The sequence below is a fragment of the Clostridium sp. chh4-2 genome (assembly GCF_002899675.1).
In the GTDB taxonomy this organism is placed as follows: Bacteria; Bacillota; Clostridia; order Lachnospirales; family Lachnospiraceae; genus CHH4-2.
In genome coordinates this window covers 109472-132900 of sequence record NZ_PKUU01000002.1, presented here as the reverse complement: position 1 = coordinate 132900, position 23429 = coordinate 109472, and the positions used below count along the sequence as shown (strand labels likewise).

General features: G+C 47.5%; 17 protein-coding genes and 1 riboswitch. Of the genes, 1 reads left to right on the top strand and 16 read right to left on the bottom strand.

What is annotated here, in order from left to right:
• Window positions 1–72 precede the first annotated feature (72 nt).
• Window positions 73–2895 carry an excinuclease ABC subunit UvrA gene (gene uvrA, locus C0033_RS02470; protein WP_103226285.1) on the bottom strand — a complete coding sequence of 941 codons (2823 nt, stop codon included), beginning with the start codon at window positions 2893–2895 and terminating at the stop codon, window positions 73–75.
• Between the two features lie 166 nt (window positions 2896–3061).
• Window positions 3062–3892 (bottom strand): MerR family transcriptional regulator, encoded by an 831-nt coding sequence (locus C0033_RS02465; protein WP_180994527.1) that lies wholly within the window; start codon window positions 3890–3892, stop codon window positions 3062–3064.
• 339 nt (window positions 3893–4231) lie between these two features.
• Here C0033_RS02465 and C0033_RS27355 point away from each other — a divergent pair, with 339 nt between their 5' ends.
• On the top strand, window positions 4232–5110 hold the full coding sequence (locus tag C0033_RS27355; RefSeq protein WP_242984391.1) for a hypothetical protein: 879 nt from the start codon (window positions 4232–4234) through the stop codon (window positions 5108–5110).
• Window positions 5111–5248: 138 nt separating this feature from the next.
• Here C0033_RS27355 and C0033_RS02455 read toward each other — a convergent pair whose 3' ends face one another.
• The 14 genes from C0033_RS02455 to C0033_RS02390 form a co-directional block, all read right to left on the bottom strand.
• Window positions 5249–6229: an ABC transporter permease gene (locus tag C0033_RS02455; RefSeq protein WP_103226283.1), complete on the bottom strand. Its 981-nt coding sequence runs from the start codon at window positions 6227–6229 to the stop codon at window positions 5249–5251.
• 4 nt (window positions 6230–6233) lie between these two features.
• The gene (locus tag C0033_RS02450) at window positions 6234–7346 is read right to left on the bottom strand and encodes an ABC transporter permease (protein ID WP_103226282.1); all 1113 of its coding nucleotides are present in this window, start codon (window positions 7344–7346) and stop codon (window positions 6234–6236) included.
• Window positions 7339–8877 (bottom strand): ABC transporter ATP-binding protein, encoded by a 1539-nt coding sequence (locus tag C0033_RS02445; RefSeq protein ID WP_103226281.1) that lies wholly within the window; start codon window positions 8875–8877, stop codon window positions 7339–7341. Before C0033_RS02445 ends, C0033_RS02450 begins: the two co-directional genes overlap by 8 nt.
• A 65-nt stretch (window positions 8878–8942) precedes the next feature.
• Complete coding sequence (locus C0033_RS02440; protein WP_242984390.1) at window positions 8943–10229, bottom strand: BMP family ABC transporter substrate-binding protein; 1287 nt, start codon at window positions 10227–10229, stop codon at window positions 8943–8945.
• A gap of 152 nt (window positions 10230–10381) precedes the next feature.
• Window positions 10382–11356, bottom strand: a complete 975-nt coding sequence (locus tag C0033_RS02435) for a P1 family peptidase (RefSeq protein WP_103226459.1) — start codon at window positions 11354–11356, stop codon at window positions 10382–10384.
• Between the two features lie 24 nt (window positions 11357–11380).
• A complete protein-coding gene (locus C0033_RS02430) occupies window positions 11381–12592 on the bottom strand; it encodes a glycosyl hydrolase (protein WP_146043720.1) in 1212 nt (403 codons plus the stop codon).
• 584 nt (window positions 12593–13176) lie between these two features.
• Window positions 13177–13665 carry a xanthine dehydrogenase subunit XdhC gene (gene xdhC, locus C0033_RS02425; RefSeq protein WP_103226279.1) on the bottom strand — a complete coding sequence of 163 codons (489 nt, stop codon included), beginning with the start codon at window positions 13663–13665 and terminating at the stop codon, window positions 13177–13179.
• Window positions 13658–14545 carry a xanthine dehydrogenase subunit XdhB gene (xdhB, locus tag C0033_RS02420; protein WP_103226278.1) on the bottom strand — a complete coding sequence of 296 codons (888 nt, stop codon included), beginning with the start codon at window positions 14543–14545 and terminating at the stop codon, window positions 13658–13660. Before xdhB ends, xdhC begins: the two co-directional genes overlap by 8 nt.
• A 13-nt stretch (window positions 14546–14558) precedes the next feature.
• Complete coding sequence (gene xdhA, locus C0033_RS02415; protein ID WP_103226277.1) at window positions 14559–16853, bottom strand: xanthine dehydrogenase subunit XdhA; 2295 nt, start codon at window positions 16851–16853, stop codon at window positions 14559–14561.
• A 54-nt stretch (window positions 16854–16907) separates the two neighbouring features.
• Window positions 16908–18308, bottom strand: coding sequence for an NCS2 family permease (locus C0033_RS02410; RefSeq protein WP_103226276.1), 1401 nt, complete (start codon window positions 18306–18308; stop codon window positions 16908–16910).
• Window positions 18309–18377: 69 nt separating this feature from the next.
• On the bottom strand, window positions 18378–19658 hold the full coding sequence (locus C0033_RS02405; protein WP_103226275.1) for an amidohydrolase family protein: 1281 nt from the start codon (window positions 19656–19658) through the stop codon (window positions 18378–18380).
• 159 nt (window positions 19659–19817) lie between these two features.
• Window positions 19818–19913, bottom strand: a riboswitch (purine riboswitch).
• A gap of 68 nt (window positions 19914–19981) precedes the next feature.
• The gene (locus C0033_RS02400; RefSeq protein WP_103226274.1) at window positions 19982–20992 is read right to left on the bottom strand and encodes a hypothetical protein; all 1011 of its coding nucleotides are present in this window, start codon (window positions 20990–20992) and stop codon (window positions 19982–19984) included.
• Between the two features lie 137 nt (window positions 20993–21129).
• Window positions 21130–22059, bottom strand: a complete 930-nt coding sequence (locus C0033_RS02395; protein WP_103226273.1) for a glycyl-radical enzyme activating protein — start codon at window positions 22057–22059, stop codon at window positions 21130–21132.
• Window positions 22060–22088: 29 nt separating this feature from the next.
• Window positions 22089–23393: an SLC13 family permease gene (locus C0033_RS02390; RefSeq protein WP_146043719.1), complete on the bottom strand. Its 1305-nt coding sequence runs from the start codon at window positions 23391–23393 to the stop codon at window positions 22089–22091.
• Between the last annotated feature and the right edge of the window lie 36 nt (window positions 23394–23429).

The following is a 23429-nucleotide window of genomic DNA, read 5'->3' as shown; positions in this document are numbered from 1 at the left end:
GGCATCATTTCCCCGCATTGTTTCATAATGTTCTATATTATATGACAAGAGTTTTTTGTTGGCAAGAATTTTTTATAAATATTTTTTAACATACTGACCGGTATAGGATGCCGGGCATTCCGCCACTTCTTCAGGAGTTCCCTGTGCGATTATCGTTCCGCCTTTATCTCCGCCCTCCGGTCCTACATCGATGATGTAGTCCGCAGTTTTAATTACATCCAGATTGTGCTCGATCACGATGACCGTATTGCCGCCGTCTGACAGCTTCCTTAAAATCTCCACCAGCTTATGGACATCTGCAAAATGAAGACCGGTGGTTGGCTCATCCAGAATATAAATCGTTTTTCCTGTACCCCGCTTGCTCAGCTCCGTAGCCAGCTTGATTCTCTGGGCCTCGCCGCCTGACAGTTCTGTGGACGGCTGTCCCAATCTGATATAGGAAAGTCCCACATCATTCAGGGTGGAGATCTTGCGGGCAATGGACGGCACATTTTCGAAGAATTTAAGCGCCTCTTCCACTGTCATGTTGAGCACATCGTAAATGCTCTTTCCCTTATACTTCACGTCCAAAGTCTCACGGTTATAACGCTTTCCGCCGCAGACTTCACATGGAACATAGACATCCGGCAGGAAATGCATCTCGATCTTGATAATGCCGTCGCCGCTGCAGGCTTCACACCGGCCGCCCTTCACGTTAAAGCTGAAACGTCCCTTGGAATAGCCCTTTGCCTTGGCGTCGGAAGTGGATGCAAACAAATCGCGGATCAGATCGAATACTCCCGTATATGTCGCCGGATTGGACCGGGGCGTTCTTCCAATTGGAGACTGATCGATGGCTATAACTTTATCAAGCAGTTCTATTCCATCAATTCCCTTGTGTTTTCCCGGAATTGTCCTGGCGCGGTTCAGTTTCTTGGCCAGAGTTTTATACAAAATCTCATTCACTAAAGAGCTCTTGCCCGAACCGGACACACCGGTCACACAGGTCATCACGCCCAATGGGAAGGTAACGTCGATATTCTTTAAATTGTTCTCCGCCGCTCCCTTTACCGTCAGATAACCGGTAGGCTGACGGCGTTCTTTGGGAACCGGAATCTTGATCTTACCGCTCAGATAAGCGCCTGTGATGGAATCCTTGCATTTCATAATCTGGTTTGCGGTTCCCACGGCTACCACCTGGCCGCCATGCTCTCCTGCGCCCGGACCGATATCCACGATATAATCAGCCGCCCTCATGGTATCCTCATCATGCTCCACAACTAAGACACTATTGCCCAAGTCACGGAGATGGAGCAGGGTTTTCAGCAGTTTGTCATTATCCCTCTGATGAAGGCCGATGCTGGGCTCATCCAGAATATAGGCAACGCCCACCAGACCGGAACCGATCTGGGTTGCAAGACGGATTCGCTGCGCCTCTCCGCCGGATAAAGTTCCCGTCGCTCTGGATAAGGACAGGTATTCCAGTCCTACATTAATTAAGAAGGTAACCCTGGCCTTAATCTCCTTTAATATCTGCTCTCCAATAGCCATCTGCATCTTGGTTAACTGCAGTTCTTCCAGAAAATTTCTGAACTTGACAATGGACATATTGGTAGCTTCATAGATATTCTTATCTCCAACCGTAACTGCCAGGGATTCTTTCTTCAATCTCTGTCCATGGCAGGCCGGACATGGAGTAATTCTCATAAATGTTTCATATTCCGCTTTCGAGGATTCCGAATAGGTCTCGCGGTAACGGCGGGCCACATTCAGCAGAAGGCCTTCGAACGCAACATCGTAAACGCCCTCTCCTCTCTGCCCTTTATAATGAACCTTTACCTCTTTACCTTTGGTTCCATGAACGATAACATCGTGGATTTCCTTGGGATAATCTTCAAATGGAGTATCCAGGCTGAACTTATACTCCGCCGCCAGCGCATCCAGAATTGCCCGCGTAAAGCTTCCCTTATCAGCGCAGGACTGCCAGCCCAGCACGACAATCGCCCCCTGGGTGATGCTCAGGCTCTTATCCGGGATCATCAGATCCTCATCAAATTCCATCTTATATCCAAGTCCGAAACAGTCCGGGCAGGCGCCGAAGGGGTTGTTGAAAGAAAAGCTTCTCGGTTCCACTTCATCCACGCTGATGCCGCAGTCCGGGCAGGAAAAACTCTGGCTGAAATTAACCGGCTCTCCGTCCGTCACATCCACGGTCATCAAACCGTCGGACAGTGACATAACGGTTTCGATGGAATCCGTCAAACGCTTTTCAATACCCTCTTTCACCACCAGACGGTCCACTACAATCTCAATATTATGCTTAATATTCTTGTCCAGTTTGATCTCTTCGGACAGTTCATACATATTGCCGTCAATCCGTATTCTCACATAGCCGCTCTTTCTGGCCTGTTCCAAAACCTTGACATGTTCGCCCTTTCTTCCGCGGACAACGGGAGCCAAAAGCTGTATCCGTGTTCGTTCCGGCATGGACATGATCTGATCAACCATCTGGTCGACAGACTGCTTCTTAATCTCCTTCCCGCATTTGGGACAGTGGGGGATTCCCACCCGGGCGTATAAAAGCCTCATGTAATCATAAATTTCCGTCACGGTACCGACCGTAGACCTGGGGTTTCTGTTAGTAGACTTCTGGTCGATGGAAATGGCAGGTGAAAGGCCCTCGATGTTCTCCACATCCGGCTTCTCCATCTGTCCTAAGAACTGGCGGGCATAAGAAGAAAGCGATTCCATATAACGGCGCTGTCCTTCCGCATAAATCGTATCAAACGCCAGCGAAGATTTCCCTGAACCGCTGAGTCCGGTCAGAACTACCAGCTCATTTCTCGGTATGTCAAGGGATATATTTTTCAAATTGTGCTCATTGGCACCCCGTATCTTAATGTATTGCTTAGCCATTCTTTAACTCCTCATTAAAAATATACAATATCGCTATGGAACCCATCATATCACACTATATTTTATTTTGCAAACACTTGTTCGGGATTTTTGCCGTTGATCTGAAAAGTTTCTTCCTTTATCTTTCCATCATCCCGTATTTTCTATTCTTCCTGGCCGCGGCGGATTATAAAGCCGCTTTTTCAACTTTAATGGATATCTTTAACACATATTTTTCCGGATCTTTTACTGCCAGATGATTCATCATCTCATGTTCATAACTGTTTCCCACAATCTCATAATCATGCTCACGTATAAATCGGATCAGTCTCCGGTAGGACTCCGGAAGCGCCTGGTAAGAACCTACATGGTAGATAAATGCATAAGTTCCGGCCGGTTTTTTCGCATACTGCGGATGATCCGTTGGCCCTGATATCTTACAGAAATAATAATCTTCCGTAAATTCTCCTTCCAGCAGATGCTCTTTGAGTACAATGGAGCAAATTGGAAATTCTTCCTGCAGTTTCGTCTCTTCAATTGCCTTAAACAGCTGGTCAATCACATTCATCTGATCCGCCATACTTTTTTCTTTGATAAAAAGCTTTTCCGTAACCAGCATATGCTCTTCTTCGCATTCCTCGACCCAGCACGCCCCCGCTTCCACGGACAGCGCTTTTTTCGTCATGGAAACCGTATTTTTCAGTACCCGGCGCATCCGTTCTATTTTATCCTGCTCTTCCTTTAAAGCCTGTTCCTTATCCTCCAGAATTTTCAAAAAATATTCCGTATCCTGATGATCGATATAGGATTTGATCTCTTTCAGCGGAGTTCCGCATTCCTTCAAACATGCGATGATATCATAGGTGAAAAACTGGCGGTGGGAATAATAACGGTATCCGTTTTCAGCCGTCATCTCCGGTTTTAATATCCCGATCTTATCATAATGAAACATCGTATCTTTCTTTACCCCGCACAGACGGGCAAATTCACCAATCGAAAATAAATTATCATTTTTCATAAAGCACCTCTTTACTGTTGGGTTACCCCATACCATATGTTCCTCATTGTATCACAACTTACGCGGAGATACAACGGCCTCTAGCTGGCCGTTCCGTTTGTAGAATTTGTATCCTCTGTTTTGCGGTTTACTGCATCGTAAAAAGTTTTATTTTTGTTTATTTTCGAAAAGCGAAAGAAAATGTAAGCCTTTCGTAATTCATTTTCCACTCATTTCCTGATATAGTATCTATACCGCAATTGTTCAGCACCTCAGCAGTAAATGAGCAGACCTGCTGAACAATTACACCCTATCAAATAAAAAGCGGGAACATCAAATCCCGCAGAAATGAGGAAGACCATGAAAAAATTATCAAAAACACTGCTGGCCTGTTTTTGCATGGCCACAATTTTATTCATAGGAACCGCCGCCTCAGCCAATGCCGCCGTCTCCAACGACGGTGCCGAACAGCTGAAAATCTATGGCCCGGTCACCAAAAGAGGGGACAACCAGCTCAGCATGATGCGTAATGATTCATACGGCTACGGTCAGGAGCTCATCCTGAACATTTCCGACCAGCACACCCGCATACTGGACGCAGTGACCGGATTCCCCACAGCTTTGGACCAGATAAAGGACGGAGAAACCGTCTACGCCTACATCGGGCCGGCCGTCACCATGAGCCTTCCCCCAATCGGCAACCCAACCATGATCTTATGCAACATCCCGGCAGATTATAAGGTTCCCGAATACATCACCATTGACAGCATCACGTTAAATGCCGATAAAACGGCAGGTACCCTGACTTCCGGCGATACCGTTTACGATCTGCCCGAAGGCTGCACCTACCTGCCCTATTTAACCAGAAACTACATCAATATCCAAAGCCTGGCCCCCGGAAACAACTGCCTGGTCTGGACCGAACCGGCCTCCAACCGTGTGACAAAACTGGTTCTCTTTGCAGATTCCTCCTCCACACCTTCCGAAGACCGGCTTCCGCCTTTCGGCTGGTCCAAACAGGATAAAAACTGGGTCTACTACACCAAAGACGGCTCCCTTTTCACCGGCTGGCTCAACGATAACGGCGACTGGTATTATTTAAACTCCGACGGAATCATGCAGACCGGTTTCCTGACCCTGGACGGTAAAACCTACTACCTGCAGGAAAACGGCAAAATGCTCACCACCCCCAAAACCTTCCGCCCTGACTCCTCCGGAGCCTTGACAATTTCTAATTAACTTAGAAACTGCAAGTCAGTTACTTATATATTCTCAAGAAATCCATTTTTATCATTTTTCTGCTCTACAAAAAAGAAGAAGTTTCCACTTTAAGGAAACTCCTTCTTTTTTTATACTCCAACCATACAAAAAAATCCCTTATCTCTCCTCCCGGAAATAAGCCAACCCCAAACTGGCCGGCGGCTGATGCTCCCTTTTCTTTCGGAAACTGGTAAAGATCAGCACAATAATGGTCACCAGATACGGGAACATCTTAAAGATTTCCTGGGTGCTTCTCCCCAGTCCCGGGATATAGAGATATAAAATATAAAGTCCGCCGAACAATATCGATCCCCAGATCGCATTGACCGGTTTCCAAAGCGCAAAGATAACCAGCGCGATAGCCAGCCAGCCCCTGTCGCCGAATCCATTGTTGGTCCAGGTTCCCCCGGAATACTCCATCACGAAATACAGACCACCCAGGCCGCTGATGCCGCTTCCGATACAGGTTGCCAGGTATTTATACTTGATTACGTTGATGCCGGCCGCATCCGCCGTACCCGGATTTTCCCCAACAGCCCTGAGGTTTAACCCTTTTCTCGTCCTGGATAAAAACAGGGACAAAATAATGGCTAAAACAATGCACAGATAGGTGAGAAACCCAAAAGAGAAAAAGATCTCCCCGATCACCGGAATCTTGGATAATCCCGGTATGGTCGCATTATAGACAGAACCGGTAGCCGCTACGGAGATCTGTCCCACGCCGCCTGCCAGCTGGGATAAAGAACCGCCGAAAAAGTTGCCGAATCCGACGCCAAATGTTGTCAGCGCAAGACCGGTCACGTTCTGGTTTGCCCTCAGCGTAATCGTCAGCACGCTGTAGATCAGGCCTCCCAATACAGAGCAGAGAAAGGCGCAGACAAATGAGATCAGCAGCCCCACCACTCCATTCGGCGACTCCACCGAATTTTCGTATAAAAATGCACTCATAAGCCCTGCAATACCGCCCATGTACATGATTCCCGGCACGCCCAGATTTAAATTACCCGACTTTTCCGTTACAATCTCGCCAAGGGCGCCGTAAAGAATTCCGATGCCCTGAGCAATTGCCTTTTGAAGAAATATTGCGATAACTCCCATATCATCAGCCCTCCTTACGCCTGCTTCTGAATTCTACTTTATAGTTGATAAAAAACTCACTGCCCAGAATGAAAAAGAGAATAATTCCCGTAATTACGTCGGATGCATTTTCATTCAGCTTAAACTGGGACGCGATCTGCATCGCTCCCTTTTGCATAAACACCAAAAAGAAGGACACTAAAATCATGGCAAATGCATTGAATTTCGACAGCCAGGCCACGATAATCGCAGTGAATCCCCGCCCTCCGGCCGTACTGGTGGAAATCGTATGTCCCGATCCGCTTACCAGCAGAAATCCCGCCAGACCGCAGATACCGCCGGAGATCGCCATGGTTCTCATGATAACCCGCTTCACGCTGATTCCCACATATCTGGCCGTATTCTCGCTCTCTCCTACTACGGAAATCTCATATCCCTGTTTGCTGTACTTCAAATAGATGTACATTCCTACCGTCATAACTAAAACAAGAACCACATTCCAGCCATAAGTGAGTCCGAAAAGGGACGGCAGCCACCCGGCCTTTGTGGACGAATTGATGGTTCCCACCGTATTGGAACCGGACGGATTTTCCCAGAAAACAATGCAGAACGTAACGATCTGCATGGCTACATAATTAAGCATTAAAGTGAATAAAGTTTCATTCGTGTTCCAAAACGCTTTGAACACAGCCGGAATCAGTCCCCAGATCACGCCTGCCGCAATACTGGCTGCAATCATGACAAAAAACAGCATTCCCGTAGGCATGGACCCGCCTGCATAGATCATAACGGCAGCCGTCGCAACGCCTCCGATTAAAACCTGGCCTTCCGCCCCAATATTCCAAAACCGCATTTTAAATGCGGGCGTAATTCCGATGGCGATGCAGAGCAGAACTAAGGAATCCCTGACCGTAACCCAGGACCTTCTGGCAGTCCCCACCGCGCCGCTGAAAATAGCTTTATAAACTTCCATTGGATTCAATTTCGTCAGCGCAAAAATCACCACTGCGCACACAACAAGAGAGATGAGTACTGCGACAAGACGGATCACCCATGCCTTCCAGAATGAGATATCATCCCTTTTGGAAATATGGGCAAATGGCTCCTTATTCAGATTAGCAACCGCTTCTTTACTCATGGGTTTCCTCCTTTCCGGTCTTTGTCATCAAAAGGCCGACCTCTTCTTTTGTAGCCGTTCTGGCATCCACGATGCCGCTGATTCTTCCGCCGCAGAGCACGAGGATCTTATCGCACAGCTCCAGCAGCACATCCAAATCTTCTCCCACACAGAGTACGGCCACTCCCTGCTGCTTCTGTTCATTTAAAAGATGGTAAATGGTATAGGACGAGTTGATATCCAGCCCCCGGACCGGATAGGCCACCATCAATACCGTAGGACTTGAAGAAATCTCCCTTCCCACCAAAACTTTCTGAACATTGCCTCCGGACAGCCTTCTGACCGGTGTGGACACGCCTGGGGTAACCACTTCCAGCTTTTCAATAATGCTTTCCGCCAGGCTTTTCGGCGTCTTCCTGTCGACAAACAGACCTTTTCCCTTGTTATACCCCCGAAGCATCATGTTATCCGTCATATCCATGGAACCCACAAGCCCCATTCCAAGACGGTCTTCCGGCACGAAGGAAAGGCGGATTCCCATCTTGCGGATCTCCGCAGCCGATTTTTCCGTAATCACTTCCGCTTCACCTTCCGGAGGATAGTAAGTGACCGCTCCCCCGCATGTGGGCTGAAGTCCTGCGATCGCTTCCAGCAGCTCCTTTTGACCGCTTCCGGCGATTCCGGCAATTCCCAGAATCTCTCCGCTAAAAGCGGTAAATGTGGCGTCACTCAAGGTGGGGACGCCCTCTTTATTCACACAGCTCAAACCATTTACTTCCAGCCTTTTCACCGGATTCACTGGTTCTGGTCTGTCAATATCCAAACTCACTTTTTTGCCCACCATCATTTCGGTCAGCGATTCTGCCGTGGCTTCACAAGTGTTCACCGTTCCAATATATTGGCCTTTGCGCAGCACCGAAACCCGGTCTGACAGAGCCAGCACCTCGTGCAGCTTGTGGGTGATGATAATGATGGAACGCCCGTCCGCCCTCATATTTCTCAACACGGCAAACAGTTTATCCGTTTCCTGCGGCGTCAGCACCGCAGTCGGTTCATCCAGGATCAGAATTCCGGCGCCTCTGTACAGCACTTTAATGATCTCCACGGTCTGTTTTTGGGAAACAGACATCTCATAAATCTTCTGATTCGGATTCAATTCAAATCCATACCGTTCCACTAATTCAGTAATCTTTTGTACAACCTCCTGCATATCCAGGATTTCTTTTCCCGGCAGCCCCAATATGATATTCTCTGCCGCCGTCAACACATCTACCAGCTTAAAATGCTGATGAATCATACCGATACCCAAAGCAAATGAATCCTTAGGCGATTTGATCGTTACTTCCCGGCCCTCCACAAATATCTGGCCCTCGTCCGGAAAATAAATTCCGGAAAGCATATTCATCAGTGTCGTCTTTCCGCTTCCGTTCTCTCCCAGTATGGACAATATTTCCCCGTTGCGGACAGAAAGACAGACCTTGTCATTGGCGACCACTTTTCCAAATCTCTTCGTAATATTCTTTAATTCAATCGCATTTATCTGTTGTCCCACAGACAGACCTCCATTTTAAAAAAGGCGGAACTACCAGCAGGCAGCTCCGCCTCTCCATATATTTTCTATTTCTTCGTTAAATCTGTAATGCCGTCAATCAAGATATCGAAAGAAGGAGCGGATGCAAATTCTGATTCATGGAAATATCCGTCAGAAATGTATTCGTTGCCGTCTTTTTCATATGTATCCTTAGTCTTGCCTTCCACGGTCCAGGTTGAAGTATCAAATACATGTAAAGAACCGTCGATGATTGCGCTTTCCACTTCTTTTACCTTTTCAGCGGTTCCGGGAGCGATTGCTTTTTCATTGAGTTCTGTAATCTTATCAGCACCTTCTGCATATCCATGGCACCAGTCGGCGTCAATTGGAGTACCGTCGATTACGCTCTGTACTGCGTATGTAACGTATGGAGCCCAGTCGATCGATGCGGAAGTGAGGGCCTGAGTTGGAGCAGTAGCGATCATGGAAATATTATATCCTACAATCGGAACTCCGGCTGCTTCACAAGCGGTAGCCGCGCCTGTTGTATCGGCATGCTGGCTGATTAATACGCAGTTGTCTGCGATCAAAGCTTCAGCAGCTTCTTTTTCCAGGTCAAAGCTGGCCCAGCTGTTTGTATAAGTTACGTCCATCGTAGCGGAAGGGCATACGGAACGAACGCCTAAGAAGAAAGAGGTATATCCGCTGATAACTTCTGCATATGGGAATGCGCCCACATAGCCGACTTTTGCGGTATCTTCCGTAATTGTTCCTTCTTCAATCATCTGGTTTAATTTTAAACCTGCAACCACGCCTGATACATAACGTGATTCATAAACAGAGGTGAAATAGTTGTGCATATTAGGAAGTCCGCTTCCCTTTGCCTGATATCCGGTTGCATGACAGAACTCCACTTCCGGGAATTCTTCAGCTGCCTGAAGCATATACGGTTCATGTCCGAAACTGTTTGCGAAAATGATGTTGCAGCCCTGATCTGCCAAATCCACTGCTGCGTCATAACAGGTCTCATCCTCCGGAACCGTCCATTTGATAATGAGCTGGTCATCCGTTAAGCCCAGTTTTTCCTGCATCGCTTTTGCGCCTGCATAATGAGCTGCGGTATAGCCTTCGTTTTCATCGCCGATGTAGATGAATCCAACTTTTAAATCCTCTTTTGCCACACCCTCTCCGGATGCTGCCGGTGCTTCTGTGGATTCTCCCTCAGCTGCTGTTGTTGCTGCTTCTGCAGCGGTTGTCGCCTCTGCGCCGGTTGTTTCAGCCGGTTTGGACTCTGCTGTTTTAGCCTGTCCGCCGCATGCTGACAAAGATGCAACCATGGCCGCGGTTAACACAACACTTAAAAATTTTCTCATTTTTCTTCCTCCTTTAATATGTTGTAATCACATACGCGTAAATTATCTCACTTTTGTCAGAGGTTTGCAACAATTTTTTTCAATTTAAACACATTGAAACGCGAATTGTTACCATCAACAATTCGCGTTTCTCTCTACCCAGGATCAGTATCTCATGAATTACCCCGCTGAATTTCTCCTGCCGCTTTCAGCCCATAAGCGCCTTTTGCTTCCAAAACCGCTGATTTTACCGCCTCAGCCATGACTTTTGCGGCCAGCGTTCCCACCACATTAATATCCGCTTTCACATTTCCAACAGACATGGCATAGATGCTGTCTCCATCCGCTGTGGTGTGAACCGGCCTGATGCTTCTAGCATATCCGTTCTGAGCCATGGATGCAATTTTCGTCATCTCGGTTTTATTAAAACCTGCATTGGTTATAACGGCTCCAATGGTGGTGTTTCCGGTAAACAAATCCTTCATATTGGCATATTCTTTATAAAATGCCTCCTCGCTGTCTTCAAATTCTCCGGTCTCCGGGTTAATCAGTCCGGCCAGTTTCTCGTTTGTTTCATAATCATAAACATCCCCCAGCGCATTGACCGCCACGACAGCCGCTACTTTTAAGTCCCCCAAAGAAACCGCATAGATACCCAATCCCGATTTCATCATTCCGGCTTCCCCGTAAAATTTTCCCACCGTAGCTCCTGTTCCAGCTCCCACATTTCCCTGTTCCGGGCAGTTTTTCTCAGCATTCACGCAGGCCTCATATCCCATCCTTTTATCCGGCCTGGCCTTATAATCAGCTACCCTCAGATCAAACAGGCAGGATTCGCATACGATGGGAACTTTCGTCACCCCTACCGGAAATCCCACATTCCTGGATTCCAAATATTCCATCACGCCTCCCGCCGCATCCAGTCCGAAGGCGCTGCCTCCGCTGAGCAATACCGCATGGACTCCGTCATTGGCCGCTACCGGATTTAACAGGGCGGATTCCCGCGAAGCCGGACCTCCGCCGCGGATGTCCACTCCTGTAACAGCGCCATTTTCACAGATAATCACCGTACAGCCAGTTCCGCCTGCCTCGTCCTGGGCATGGCCGATTTTAATAGTTTCTATTTCATTGATTGAGATTTTTTTCAGCATATTTCGTTCTCCTTTTATAATCTATTGTACTCCAACCTCTTCCACAAACTCCCATGTAATGCCCTGGTCCTCTGACCGGTACAATGCCTTACTGCCCCCGTGATAGTCACCGTCAGCCCCCTGTCCAATGAGCATTTTTAGAATCCCATCTTCTTCATACGGCATTGCCGGGAAATCAAACGGTTCGTCCGGATTGGGATTTTCCTCCATAACTGAATAGGGAAGTTCAACTCGTTTTATCGTCTTTCCTCCATCTTCTGTTCGGTATAGCTCCGCTTCATCGCCTCCGTTATGTGAAAGTGCCATAAAACCTAAATTCGAATTGAGAAACACGATACCGGCGGCTCCGCCGCCCTGCCCCTGGAACGGATCAGGATTGATAACGTTCCACGTCTTTCCATTGTCTGAACTGCCTTCCAGTGCATAATACCGTTTTCCCAAAGCCGCATCCACAACATTCAGCCGAAATCCTTCCTTATCACTCAGATGGAATTCTTCTGCTGAATTGCGCGTCTGAGAAATCTGTTTTTCTTCCTCAGCCACAATAAAATCAGGAGACTCAAGATTATCTACCTGCAAATACCTTGCCGGCATAATCTCCTCTTCCTTTCCGGGTACAAACAGCGACACTGTGTATCCTCGTATATTCGACTGTCCGCTGTCTGCCACTCTGGTATTCCCCTGAGCATCCATATAGATGATCCCGTCTGAACTGCCTCCCCATTGGCGCATTCCATAATATAGAATTCCATATTCTGACTCCTGCCAGCTGTTTATCACTTCCTGCAACGGTATATGATTTAGTATTGTAACCATCGGTGCTAAAAGTTTTTCTTCATCCCGGGCTCCTGTCACTACATTGTCCTGGTAGACTGTCATTTTTTCTGACTTTTTCCGATCATAGTTTATAAGATAAGACCGCTTATTGCCATATTCATCCCAGCCATACAAAAAGGTATCCATCGTTTGAATTGTTCCGTCCGGTGTGAAATGGAGGTTGAAACTGGTAGAAAGATACAACTCATCCGGCAGCTCCAACTTAGCATTCAGCTCGTCGAACAGACTTTGTATTCCATCTGAATATAGATTATCATGTTCCAGCCTGATAGTTTTTTTATGTTTCATGTCATCGATAAACCAGGATAGTTTACCCTCAAAAGCCTGGGCGCTTTGGTAAATCAATGCGCCGTAATATGTAGTTATCGCCATAAAACAGATTAGTGAAAATCCCATAAGTGTTCTTTTGAACCGATTTTCGTTCCCAATCCCGCATTTGTCTGCCTGTGAGTTCTCTTCTGCTTTTCCCGCTTTAAAAACAGCTATACCAAACACAATTATAAACGAAAAAATACAAATTGCCAGTATCGGGAGGTTTTTCTGTTTCCTGCCGTATTGGCACAGAGAATACAGATGAAAACAAAAGATCCAATATAATACTGCGGTCAGAGGATTTATAATAATATTCCAGAATATATTCCGCTTAAACTTTCTCATACAACTCCTTGCTTTTACCTTCCTTTCTCCGGAAGCGCTGCTTGTTTTTATGGAAATTATATCATGCTGCAATTTAAATAGAAAGAACTCTAAGCAAAAAGATAGAGATAAAACTTTTACATCAAGGGTGAAGGCATTTCTGAAAATGCCTTCACCCTTGATGTAAAATCAGGCGAAGCAGAACGTTTTTCCCGAACGCCAAAAGGAATGGGCATCAGGATCAACGCCCCTGATGCCCATTCCTTCTGTCGTTCGGCTTTCAATCACAGGTCACTGGTTCCTATTCCATACCTGTGCTTCGTCCTCATCCAACTCATATTTATCTAATTCTTTCCTACAACCTTATAAGTTTCCTCCACGATTCTCTCCATCGCATTCAAAATATTTTCATATCCTGTGCATCTGCAGAGATGGCCGGAGATCATCTTTCTCAGTTCTTCCCGGTTATAACGCTTTCCGGTTCCTACGATCTCTACGGCTGACATGATCAGGCCCGGAGTGCAGAATCCGCACTGGACTGCCGCCTCTTCCACAAATGCTTTTTGTATAGGGCTGAGCTCTCCGTTCGGTCCTTTTAATCCCTCAACGGTCATGATTCTGCGGCCCTCGGCCCACATTGTCAGATAGATGCAGCTGTCTATCGCTTCTCCATCCACCAATACGGTACAGGCTCCGCATTCTCCGACTTCACACCCCTTTTTCACGCTGGTAAGTCCCAGGCGGTTTCTCAGGGTTTCAAGAAGAGACTCTCTGTCATCCACAGCCACTTCCACCGGCTTATCGTTGACAATCATATGGATAATATTAAGCATTGCATTCACCTCCCGCATTGATTACCGCCTGTTTTAAAGCTCTCTTTCCAAGCTCTTCCACAAGCTGAAGGCGGAACTCCTTGGATGCCCTCCAGCTGGTACGCGGATTTACTTCTTCCAGCACGCCTTTGCCGGTAGTCTCATACAGTTCCTCTCCAAGCTCCATTCCTTTTACCTTATCTTCTGTTGCAAAACAGCGGATTGGAGTAGGGGCAGCCACTCCGTAGGCGATGTGCATATCCTCCACATGCTTTTTGTCGCCAGTTAATTTTACTAAAACAGCGCATCCCAATGTGGCGATCTCCATGGCGTTCCGTTTGCCGTATTTGATATAATGGCCGCCGTAACCCTCGTAGCTTTCCTTCTTAATCCTGATCTCGACCAAAAGCTCTTCATGCTTTCTGACGGTTTTTCCAGGGCCGGTATACCATTCGGTAATGGGAACTTCCCTGCGCCCTTCCGGTCCCTGAAGCACCAGTATGGCGTTTAAGACACAGAAACTGGACGCGCTGTCCGCGCTTGTTACTCCGTTACAGACATTGCCGCCCACGGTTCCTATATTTCTCAGCTGCGGGCCGCCGGCCTGATCCACGGCATCTCCCAGAATCGGGATATATTTTTGAATGATTTCATTATTGGTAACATGGGAAAATGTGGTGGCAGGGCCGATAACAATGGTTCCGTCCTCTTCCATCCTGACGCCTTCCAATTCCTTAATTCCGTGTATGCTGACTAAAGAACAGCCTGCCAGCTTCCCCTCTCTGATCTTAATCAGGACATCGCTTCCTCCTGAGATCACCACCGCCTCCGGATCTGCTTCCAGAGCGCGGACTGCATCATCTATATCCGATGCCTGATAAAATTTTTCAATATCGTACATATGCATCCTCCCTCTAAATCAATCCGGCATTTTTAAAATGCGCTACCAGTTTCTGCGGGTCAAGAGGCAGTGAATTCACCGCAACGCCTGTGGCGTCCAGAACCGCATTTCTCAGGGCCGGAGCTACCGGAATTGCCGGCGGCTCTCCCAAAGCCTTGTTTCCAAATGGTCCCGTAGGATCTTCCAGCTCCACGAACTCCACTTTCAAATCCGGGGTATCCATGGCGGTAGGAAGTTTGTAATCCAACAAGTTATCATTTAACGCACGGCCTGTTTTCGGATCGAACAGAAGCTGCTCGCTGAGTCCGTATCCAAGTCCCATACTCATGCCTCCATGCACCTGCGCCTCAGCGAGTTTTGGATTAATGAGAACACCACTGTCATGAACATTGACTATATTGAGCACTTTTACCTTGCCAAGAGGCATATCAACTTCCACTTCAGCAAAGCACGCGCCTGTTGCAAATGTATTCTCCTTACAGTGGCTGGTGGCTTCCGCCGTAATATGGACGGAACGGTCCAGGCTATAGAAGGCTGTGGTTGCCAGTTCTTCCATAGAAAGAAGAGCATCACCATTTTCCCTGCTGACGATCATGTTGTCGGCAATGTCCATGGTTTCTACCTCCTGCTTCAGCATATAAGAAGCGTATTCCAATATCTTCTCTTTCAGAAGTTCTCCCGTCTTCTTCACCGCTTTACCGCTGACATAAGTCTGGCGCGACGCATAAGCGCCTGTGTCAAACGGGGTGATATCCGTATCCTGGGTGGATAAAACATGAACCCGGTCTTCGGTGATTCCGGTAACCTCGGCGGCCATCTGGGTGAATACCGTATCGGCGCCCTGGCCGATCTCGGTAGCTCCCATCTGAAGCTGGATGGAACCGTCCTGGTTTAATACCATGCGGCAGGATGCCGTTTCCAAAGAAATGGGATAAACTCCGGTTTTGTAACAGAAGATAGCCATTCCGACGCCCCTTCTTATAGGTCCGGTCTGGTTTTCATAGGCCTTTCTCTTCTCATCCCACTGAATCGCTTTTCTGCCCTTTTCCATGCAGTCGCGAAGACCGTATGTATTGCATCTCACATTGGTGTGAGGGTCTGTATACCCTGGTTTCATACAGTTTTTAAGCCTGAATTCCAACGGGTCCATGTGAAGCGCTGCCGCCATATCTTCAGCCAGACACTCCGCGGCAAATGCCGCCTGTGGAATTCCGTATCCTCTCATGGCTCCGCCTGTGGCTATATTGGTATAAACCGTATAGCTGTCTGATTCCAGAGCTTTTTCATCATGATAAATCTGTTTAAATTCATTGGCCGCATTGGCGACGATGGCATGGCCGTGAGACGCATATCCGCCCTGGTTGGAATAGGCTTTAAATGTCCTTGCAACCAGCGTGCCGTCTTTACGTACCAGCGCTTTTGTGTTGAACTGTATCGCATGGCGCACTCTGGTACAGGCCAGAGTCTCTTCTCTGGAAATCTCCAGTTTTACCCCTCTGCCGCCCACCTGGGTGCACAAGAATGCATTCAGAGGCTCATATAAAACATCCTGCTTATTGCCGAATCCGCCGCCGATATAAGGCTTGATCACCCGGATGTCGCCCCACGGAATTCCTAACGCCTGCCCGATAACACGGCGGACAATATGGGGAATCTGGGTGGAGGTTGTCACTACAAGCCTTCCTTTTTCCATGTAAGCATAGGAAATCGGCGTTTCAATATGGCAGTGCTGTACGCTCTGTGTTTCATAATTCCCTTCAACTTCGATCAGATCTTCTTCCGACGCCTTCGCCTCTTCATAGGTTACATCGCCCAGCTGAAAACTGGTATGGGCGATTATATTGCCCGGCTTCTCCTCGTGGAGAACCGGAGCGCCTTCTGCCATGGACTGCTCCACGGTCAAAAGAGGGTCATAGACTTCGTATTCTACCTTAATTAACCGGACTGCCCGGCTGGCGGCAATTTCATCTTCCGCCACAACGGCAGCGATATCGTCTCCGTAGATACGGACTCTAGTATTCAAAAGCTTTCTGTCGGCAATATCCTGATGGGCTGTTTCCACAGACCATGGATGCCCGGGAGTGGGGAACTGATAATCCGGCACATCGAAACATGTTACGATCTTTACCACGCCCGGCACCTTCAGCGCCTCTTCCAGATCAAAACTTTTTACTACACCATTGGCGATGGTACTGTGAACTACCTTTGCCACTAAAAGGCCCTGGGGTTCCAGATCAGCAACATATTTCGCGCCTCCGGTCACTTTCTCATACGCGTCCACACGCGTCATGTTCTTACCAATTCCCATGGCATTACCTCCCATTTCCATTTCACTCATCTAAAACACTACATGTCATTATAGTTAAAGCATTATATATTTCAGCACGAACAGAACCGCCAGCACATACATCAGAGTACTGATCTTCTTATCCTTTGCCTTTCCGGTTGCTAAATTGATTACAACGTAAGAGATAACGCCCATTGCGATACCTTCAGAAATGCTGTACATAAACGGCATTGCGATGATGCAGATGTAAGCCGGAATTGCTTCTGTGTAATCTGCAAAATCAATCTTAGTAATGGATGTCAGCATCAAAAATCCTACTACGATCAGCGCCGGTGCAGTTGCAAAGGACGGAATCGCCAGGAAAATCGGTGACAGGAACAAGGATAAACCAAAGAGGATTGCCGCTACCACTGCGGTCAGACCGGAACGTCCGCCTTCTGCTACGCCTGCTGCACTCTCTACGAATGTAGTGGTTGTGGATGTACCGAACAATGCGCCTGCGGAAGTACCGACTGCGTCTGCCAGCAAAGCGCCTTTGATCTTAGGAAGTTTACCGTCTTTGTCAAGCATATCCGCTTTGGATGCCACGCCGATCAAAGTGCCAAGAGTATCGAATAAGTCTACGAATAAGAATGCAAACATGATAACGACAAAATCAATTGTGAATATGCCCTTAAAATCCAGATGCATGAAGGTAGGAGCCATGCTCGGAATACCGAATCCTCTTGAAAAATCAGGAAGCACGCTGAACATTCCCACTTCTGCATTCGGCTGGTAAAGTCCTACAAGCTCACAGATAATGCCTAAGATCCAGGTTGCCAGAATTCCCCATAAGATATTGCCCTTTATATTCTTTACAACTAAAACTGCCGTGATTAAAATACCGATAAGCGCCAGCAATACTGTGATTCCAACGCTGTTAAACAGCCCTTCTTTAACGGCTCCTTTAAATGAATAAACAGATACTAAGGTTGCTCCGTCCACAACGATCTTCGCATTCTGCAGACCGATAAAAGCGATAAATAAACCGATACCCACGGAAACCGCATGTTTTAAATTCATCGGAATCGCATTGAAGATTGCTTCACGTACATTGGTCAGTGACAGTACGATGAAGATCAGACCTTCGATAAATACGGCTGCCAATGCTGTCTGCCAGGAATATCCCATCTGGCCCACAACCGTGTAAGCGAAGTAAGCGTTTAACCCCATGCCGGGAGCAAGAACAAACGGATAGTTTGCAAATGCCGCCATCAAAAGTGTTGCCACCAAAGCGGCCAGAGCTGTGGCCGTAAATACGGCTCCATTATCCATTCCCGCACCGTCAACGCCCAGAATATTCGGGTTAACCGCCAGAATGTAAGCCATTGTCATAAATGTGGTAATACCTGCTATAATTTCCGTTTTTACATCTGTATGCTTTTCCGTAAGATGAAATACACGATCCAATACATTGTCATTTGCTGTTGCCTTCATATAAAATTCCCCCTTATATTATCATTTTCAGCTTTCTTCTCCGCCCTGAGGACGGGAGTGAATCTTTCTTCATCGTGATACGATAAGACTGCCCGCTACATATTTCGCCTTGATCTGGCTGTCATCTGCCAGGTAAATCAGCCGCTCTAAGCGTTCTTTCACGCCCAGCTGCTGAGGATGTTTCAAGGAACTGTCATCCAGAACAACTGCATCCAGTTCATACCCCTTCTCGAAACTTCCTACGTTGCCGAAAAACTCTCCCCCTCCTTTTGTCCCAAGATAAAATGCTTCCTCTACGGTGAGAGGTTTTAAAGATTCATCCTGAATCCTCCAGCGCATCTTGGACGCCTGTATGGCATCCGACATGGCCCGGAATATGGATTCAGTGAAACCGCCTGCAACATCGCTTCCCAATCCCACTTTGATTCCCTTATCCAGGTAGCTTCTGACCGGAGCAATTCCCGAAGAAAGGTTCATGTTGGACTGAGGACAATGGGCCACGAATACGCCCCGTTCCTTCATTCTGTTCTGCTCTTCCTCACCGGACCACACGCAGTGGGCCATGATCGTCTTATACGTTCCCCCGAACGCGCCGGTACGGTCATAGGCGTCTCCATAAAACTGCGACTGTGGGCAAAGCTCCTTTACCCATGCAATTTCACTTTGATTTTCCGAAAGGTGTGACTGAAGCGGCAAGTCAAAACGCTTCTGTATCTCTGACAGCTGTTCCATTAGTTCGTCTGAACAAGTCGGTATAAATCTTGGCGTCAAAATCGGTTTTACGTGTTTGTATCTGCCTGATGTCTCTTCCAGCCAGCGGATCGTGTCCTCTGCCGACTGCTGTGTCTCTTCCACCAGAAAATCCGGTGAATTCCGGTCCATATTGACCTTACCAACCATGGTTTCCAGTCCAGCTTCTTCCAAAAGATCCATTAAAAGCTCCGTTGCCGGAGTGTGAATCGTCGCGAAGATGCATGCTCTTGTGGTCGCGCTGTTTTTCAAGTTGTCTGCAAAAATTGTGTACGCCTTTTTCGCATATTCCAGGTCCTGATACTTCGATTCCTCCGGAAATGTATGGGTGTTCAGCCAGTCCAGCAGCTCTAAATCCATGCCTAAACCTCTGAACGCATACTGGGGCGCATGCATATGTAAGTCCACCAGTCCGGGGATAATGAGTCTGTCCCCATAGTCCGTCATGGGATAATCCCCATAATGATCCGGCAGTTCCCGGTAAACACCGGCGGATTTGCCGTTCTCACAAACCAGATACCCGTTTTCCACAATCTGTACCGCCTTTTGATCGCTACTGTAACAGATGTGGCCTCTCAGCACAAAACAATTGTTTTCCATCTTGCCTCCTGTTCCAGCATTCCCCACAGAGAATCTTAGCCTTTTGCAGCGGGAGACGGCAGCTGTTTACATCCGGTAAACCTGGCTTTAAAACACTCGGTGCCATAATTCCGGGGAACAAAAAAACTACCGTGCTTGTCACCCTGCGCTTTCACAGACAAAATCCCTGTGAAAACTTATAGGCAACTATTACGGTAGTTGGTAGAGACGCTCAACCAATTATGAGCATATATAAGTTTTGTGAATACTATTAAATTTTTATTAAATTGTTTCTCTATTAACAACATAACACAAAAGCTATCGGAATGTCAATACCCATTTTCTCAATTAATTTTTATGCTGTCAAAAATATTTTCAGCCTTCTTCATCAGACTCCACTGCATTCTTCCCAGCATATTTACACTGGCCGTATACCGGATTCCATTCACCGTAAAATGCCTGTTTATGGAATAGCTGGAAAGCCGCCCTACTTTGTACCTGGACACCTCCTGTTCATACTCCACGCCATTCATCGTCCCTGTTTCCGGCCCCCAGATCACTTTAGGACGTTCCATGTCCCAAGTTTCCTCTTCCGGCTCTTCGCTGAAACGGGCCACCATCACGAAGAAATTTTTCGCTTCCGCCATCACGGCAAAAGTGCCGTCGTCCTCACCATCTTTGCCCTCTTTCGGATATTCTATAGGTTCCATCGGCATAAGCAGGGATATGCCGGTATCTTTAATCGAATACCGCTCCCAGCTGCCGATATCAACCGGCTTCAAGCTTCTTACGGCGCTGTTAATTCCCGATGTCAGGCCAATTAGGGTCATAACCGATCCGATTATCAGAAAAACCGCATTCCCGGTTTTATTTCCGGAAATACCCGACGGCCCAGCCGTGTTCTGCTCCATCAGCTCATCTTCTCTTTTTCGAACTCCGTTTAACCGGACAAGAGCCGCTGTCTTCACGCAGATGATGAGAAACGGCACCAGATAAAAGCAGACAATCAGTATCATGTATCTTGTAAAAACCGGAACAGACATTTCCAGCAGGAATATGGGAAAGGGTGCTAAGGCAGTGGTCAGCAGAAGCAGAAATCCTATCACGCAGGCGGTAAAGCCGGCAGCGGAGTTTCGCTTCCTGATTCCGAATACTGTCCCAAAGAGCATCAGCCCCATTACCGCTCTCATCCACGGCGGCACCACCAGAAAATCCATCATGAAACTGGCATTGGAAAACAAATTCAGAAGCCCATTGGAGGCAGCCGCCCCGGCCATCACAAAACATCCGAAGCAAAATACCGCAATTTCAAGATGATTCATCTGTGTTTCCCATTTTTTTATCTGATCTTCCATTTTTGTCCCTATCCTGTCTAAGTTTTATCTATAAATTTTATCATGAAACAGGTCTGGTGTCCAACTGCTTTCTCGTGGTGCTTTGGTAAATTCAAGCGAAAAAACCACTTATAGAAATCATCTATAAGTGGTTTTTTTCAACCTATCTTCACTTCGGCTCCGCTTTTTTTCAATATGTCCTTTAACGTTTCCAGATACCCTTGATCCGGCGTCTGAAACCGACTCATGATCTGATCCGGAAGCCTCAGCGCTTCCAGTTTTGACAGCCCCATATTGTGATAGGGCAAAAGCCAGATTTGATCCACATGACCGTCTAAGCCTTCCGCCAATTCCGTAACGGCTTCAATTTCCACGGCGGAATCATTAATTCCGCTTATTAACGGCAGGCGAAGCCAGACATGCTTATTCAATTCCTTTACCGTCCGTTTCAAATTCTCCAGTATCCGTTCATTTCCAACGCCTGTCAGCTCTTTATGGATGTCCGTATCCATATGCTTAATATCATAGAGTATGTAATCCGACTCTTTGAACACCATCTCTGCCGATTCCCAGGCCGCATATCCGCAGGTTTCCACAGCTGTTGAGATGCCTGCCTCCCTGCATTTTCTCATCACCTGCGAGGTGAAACGGGGCTGCATCAAGGGCTCGCCTCCGCTGAAGGTTACGCCTCCGCCGGAGGATTTAAAATAAATCCTGTCTTTGACCACCTCATCCAATATCTCTTCTGCCGTTGCCTCATAGCCGGCTAAGCTTCTGGCTCCGTGTTCACAGACCAGCTCCGAAGCGCATGCTCCGCAGTTGATGCACCGGGACGTATCTGTGAACGCTTTTTTTGTTTCAGGCGATATGGTGATGCATTGGCCGGGACATATTTTCACGCAGCTGCCGCAGCCGGTACAAAGTTTTGAATGGATCATCAGCTGGGGAAAGATTTCATTTGACTCCGGATTGTGGCACCATTTACAGCGCAGCGGGCAGCCTTTTACAAATACCGTGGTACGGATTCCCGGGCCGTCGTGTATGCTGAATTTCTGTATGTTAAAAACCGTTCCTTTCTCGTGTTCCATAGCGACCTCATTTTTCTGTATTCAAGAAATTATAAAAGGGTAAAGATGCCGATCAGTCCTCCGGCTCCCACTAAAGCCAGACTCACAAGCGAGATGACTAACTGGCCGTTAAAAAGCAGTTTCGCATTCTTTTCCACGGGATTTGCGCCCATGATTAAGGCTCCGCCTGTGGAGAACGGCGATAATGCCGTGATTCTGGCACCGCAGCAAATAGCAGCCAGCATCGCATAAGCGGGAATCCCCGTAGCTTCGGCAATGGGCGGAACCAATGAGGCCAGCATCGGAAATACCACGCTCATTCCTCCTGAGAAAAAGCTTAAAAATCCTGCTAACACTCCAAGAATGGCCACAATTACCGCCGGTGACATGTTTTTGCTCAAAAGCGCTGCGATATAATCGGTTGCTCCCGCTTCGCCTGCGATATTCATGAGCATTGCCATTCCGCCTAACATCACGATTGTGCTCCAAGGAACTCCTTTCGCAATCGCTTCTTTTTGATTTCCCAGCTTTAAGAGGATGCAGAGTAAAATTCCCACCATACAAAGCATCTGAATATCCATATATCCGGCCAGCAGCTTCACGATGGTGATTCCCGGACACAGGGTATTGATAATTGGGAAGAGCAGAGACAGTCCCACTACGCTTCCGATAATGATTAACGTATACTTCTGTTCTTTGGTAAATGATTCCGGCTTCGCATATTCTAAAGCCGCCCTCTTCTTAAAACCGCCGAAGATCAGGGAAACTCCGATACAGATCACCAAGGACAGGATCAAATAAGCCAGCCACAATTTCCAGGTATAGCTGTCCGCATGCTCAGGCCAATACTCCTGAATCACCCCTTTTGCAATGATTCCCTGGGCGCTCCATGGCAGCTCGCTTCCGGCCGCGCCTCCGTGGCAGGCCACGGCGGCTATAATCAGCGGATGCAGCCCTACCTCAGCCGCAATGTTGAATCCGATCACACTCATGATGATGTTGGCCGTCGCCCCCGGAGCCCCCATTCCTCCGATGGAAAAACCGGCGAAATAGATTACAAGGGGTATCATCCAAGTCTGTTTTCTGAAACGGTAAATAAAGCTGTCCGCCACCTTCTTCATGGTGCCGTTCTGTGTGGCGAACGCAAAGAACATAGTGATGCACATTAATTGGAATACAATGCTGGTCGGCCATTGGCTCACTACCGCCTTCACTTTCATATTGAGGCAGAAGCATCCAATCAGCCAGGCAAAGATAATTGCCGGGATACCTAAGTTAATATTCAGCTTATAGTTTAAAAGAATACAAATAATAATTGCAGCTAGCGTAAGCACTAAAATTGTACCAATGGACATTTTATCCCCCAATTCCGCCGCCAAAAAGCGGCACAA

Excerpts from the sequence above, each read along its gene's own strand:
- uvrA (WP_103226285.1), bottom strand. The coding sequence starts at position 2,895 with ATGGCTAAGCAATACATTAAGATACGGGGTGCCAATGAGCACAATTTG.
- C0033_RS02465 (WP_180994527.1), bottom strand. The coding sequence starts at position 3,892 with ATGAAAAATGATAATTTATTTTCGATTGGTGAATTTGCCCGTCTGTGC.
- C0033_RS27355 (WP_242984391.1), top strand. The coding sequence starts at position 4,232 with ATGAAAAAATTATCAAAAACACTGCTGGCCTGTTTTTGCATGGCCACA.
- C0033_RS02455 (WP_103226283.1), bottom strand. The coding sequence starts at position 6,229 with ATGGGAGTTATCGCAATATTTCTTCAAAAGGCAATTGCTCAGGGCATC.
- C0033_RS02450 (WP_103226282.1), bottom strand. The coding sequence starts at position 7,346 with ATGAGTAAAGAAGCGGTTGCTAATCTGAATAAGGAGCCATTTGCCCAT.
- C0033_RS02440 (WP_242984390.1), bottom strand. The coding sequence starts at position 10,229 with ATGAGAAAATTTTTAAGTGTTGTGTTAACCGCGGCCATGGTTGCATCT.
- C0033_RS02430 (WP_146043720.1), bottom strand. The coding sequence starts at position 12,592 with ATGGGATTTTCACTAATCTGTTTTATGGCGATAACTACATATTACGGC.
- xdhC (WP_103226279.1), bottom strand. The coding sequence starts at position 13,665 with ATGCTTAATATTATCCATATGATTGTCAACGATAAGCCGGTGGAAGTG.
- xdhB (WP_103226278.1), bottom strand. The coding sequence starts at position 14,545 with ATGTACGATATTGAAAAATTTTATCAGGCATCGGATATAGATGATGCA.
- xdhA (WP_103226277.1), bottom strand. The coding sequence starts at position 16,853 with ATGGGAATTGGTAAGAACATGACGCGTGTGGACGCGTATGAGAAAGTG.
- C0033_RS02410 (WP_103226276.1), bottom strand. The coding sequence starts at position 18,308 with ATGAAGGCAACAGCAAATGACAATGTATTGGATCGTGTATTTCATCTT.
- C0033_RS02405 (WP_103226275.1), bottom strand. The coding sequence starts at position 19,658 with ATGGAAAACAATTGTTTTGTGCTGAGAGGCCACATCTGTTACAGTAGC.
- C0033_RS02400 (WP_103226274.1), bottom strand. The coding sequence starts at position 20,992 with ATGGAAGATCAGATAAAAAAATGGGAAACACAGATGAATCATCTTGAA.
- C0033_RS02395 (WP_103226273.1), bottom strand. The coding sequence starts at position 22,059 with ATGGAACACGAGAAAGGAACGGTTTTTAACATACAGAAATTCAGCATA.
- C0033_RS02390 (WP_146043719.1), bottom strand. The coding sequence starts at position 23,393 with ATGTCCATTGGTACAATTTTAGTGCTTACGCTAGCTGCAATTATTATT.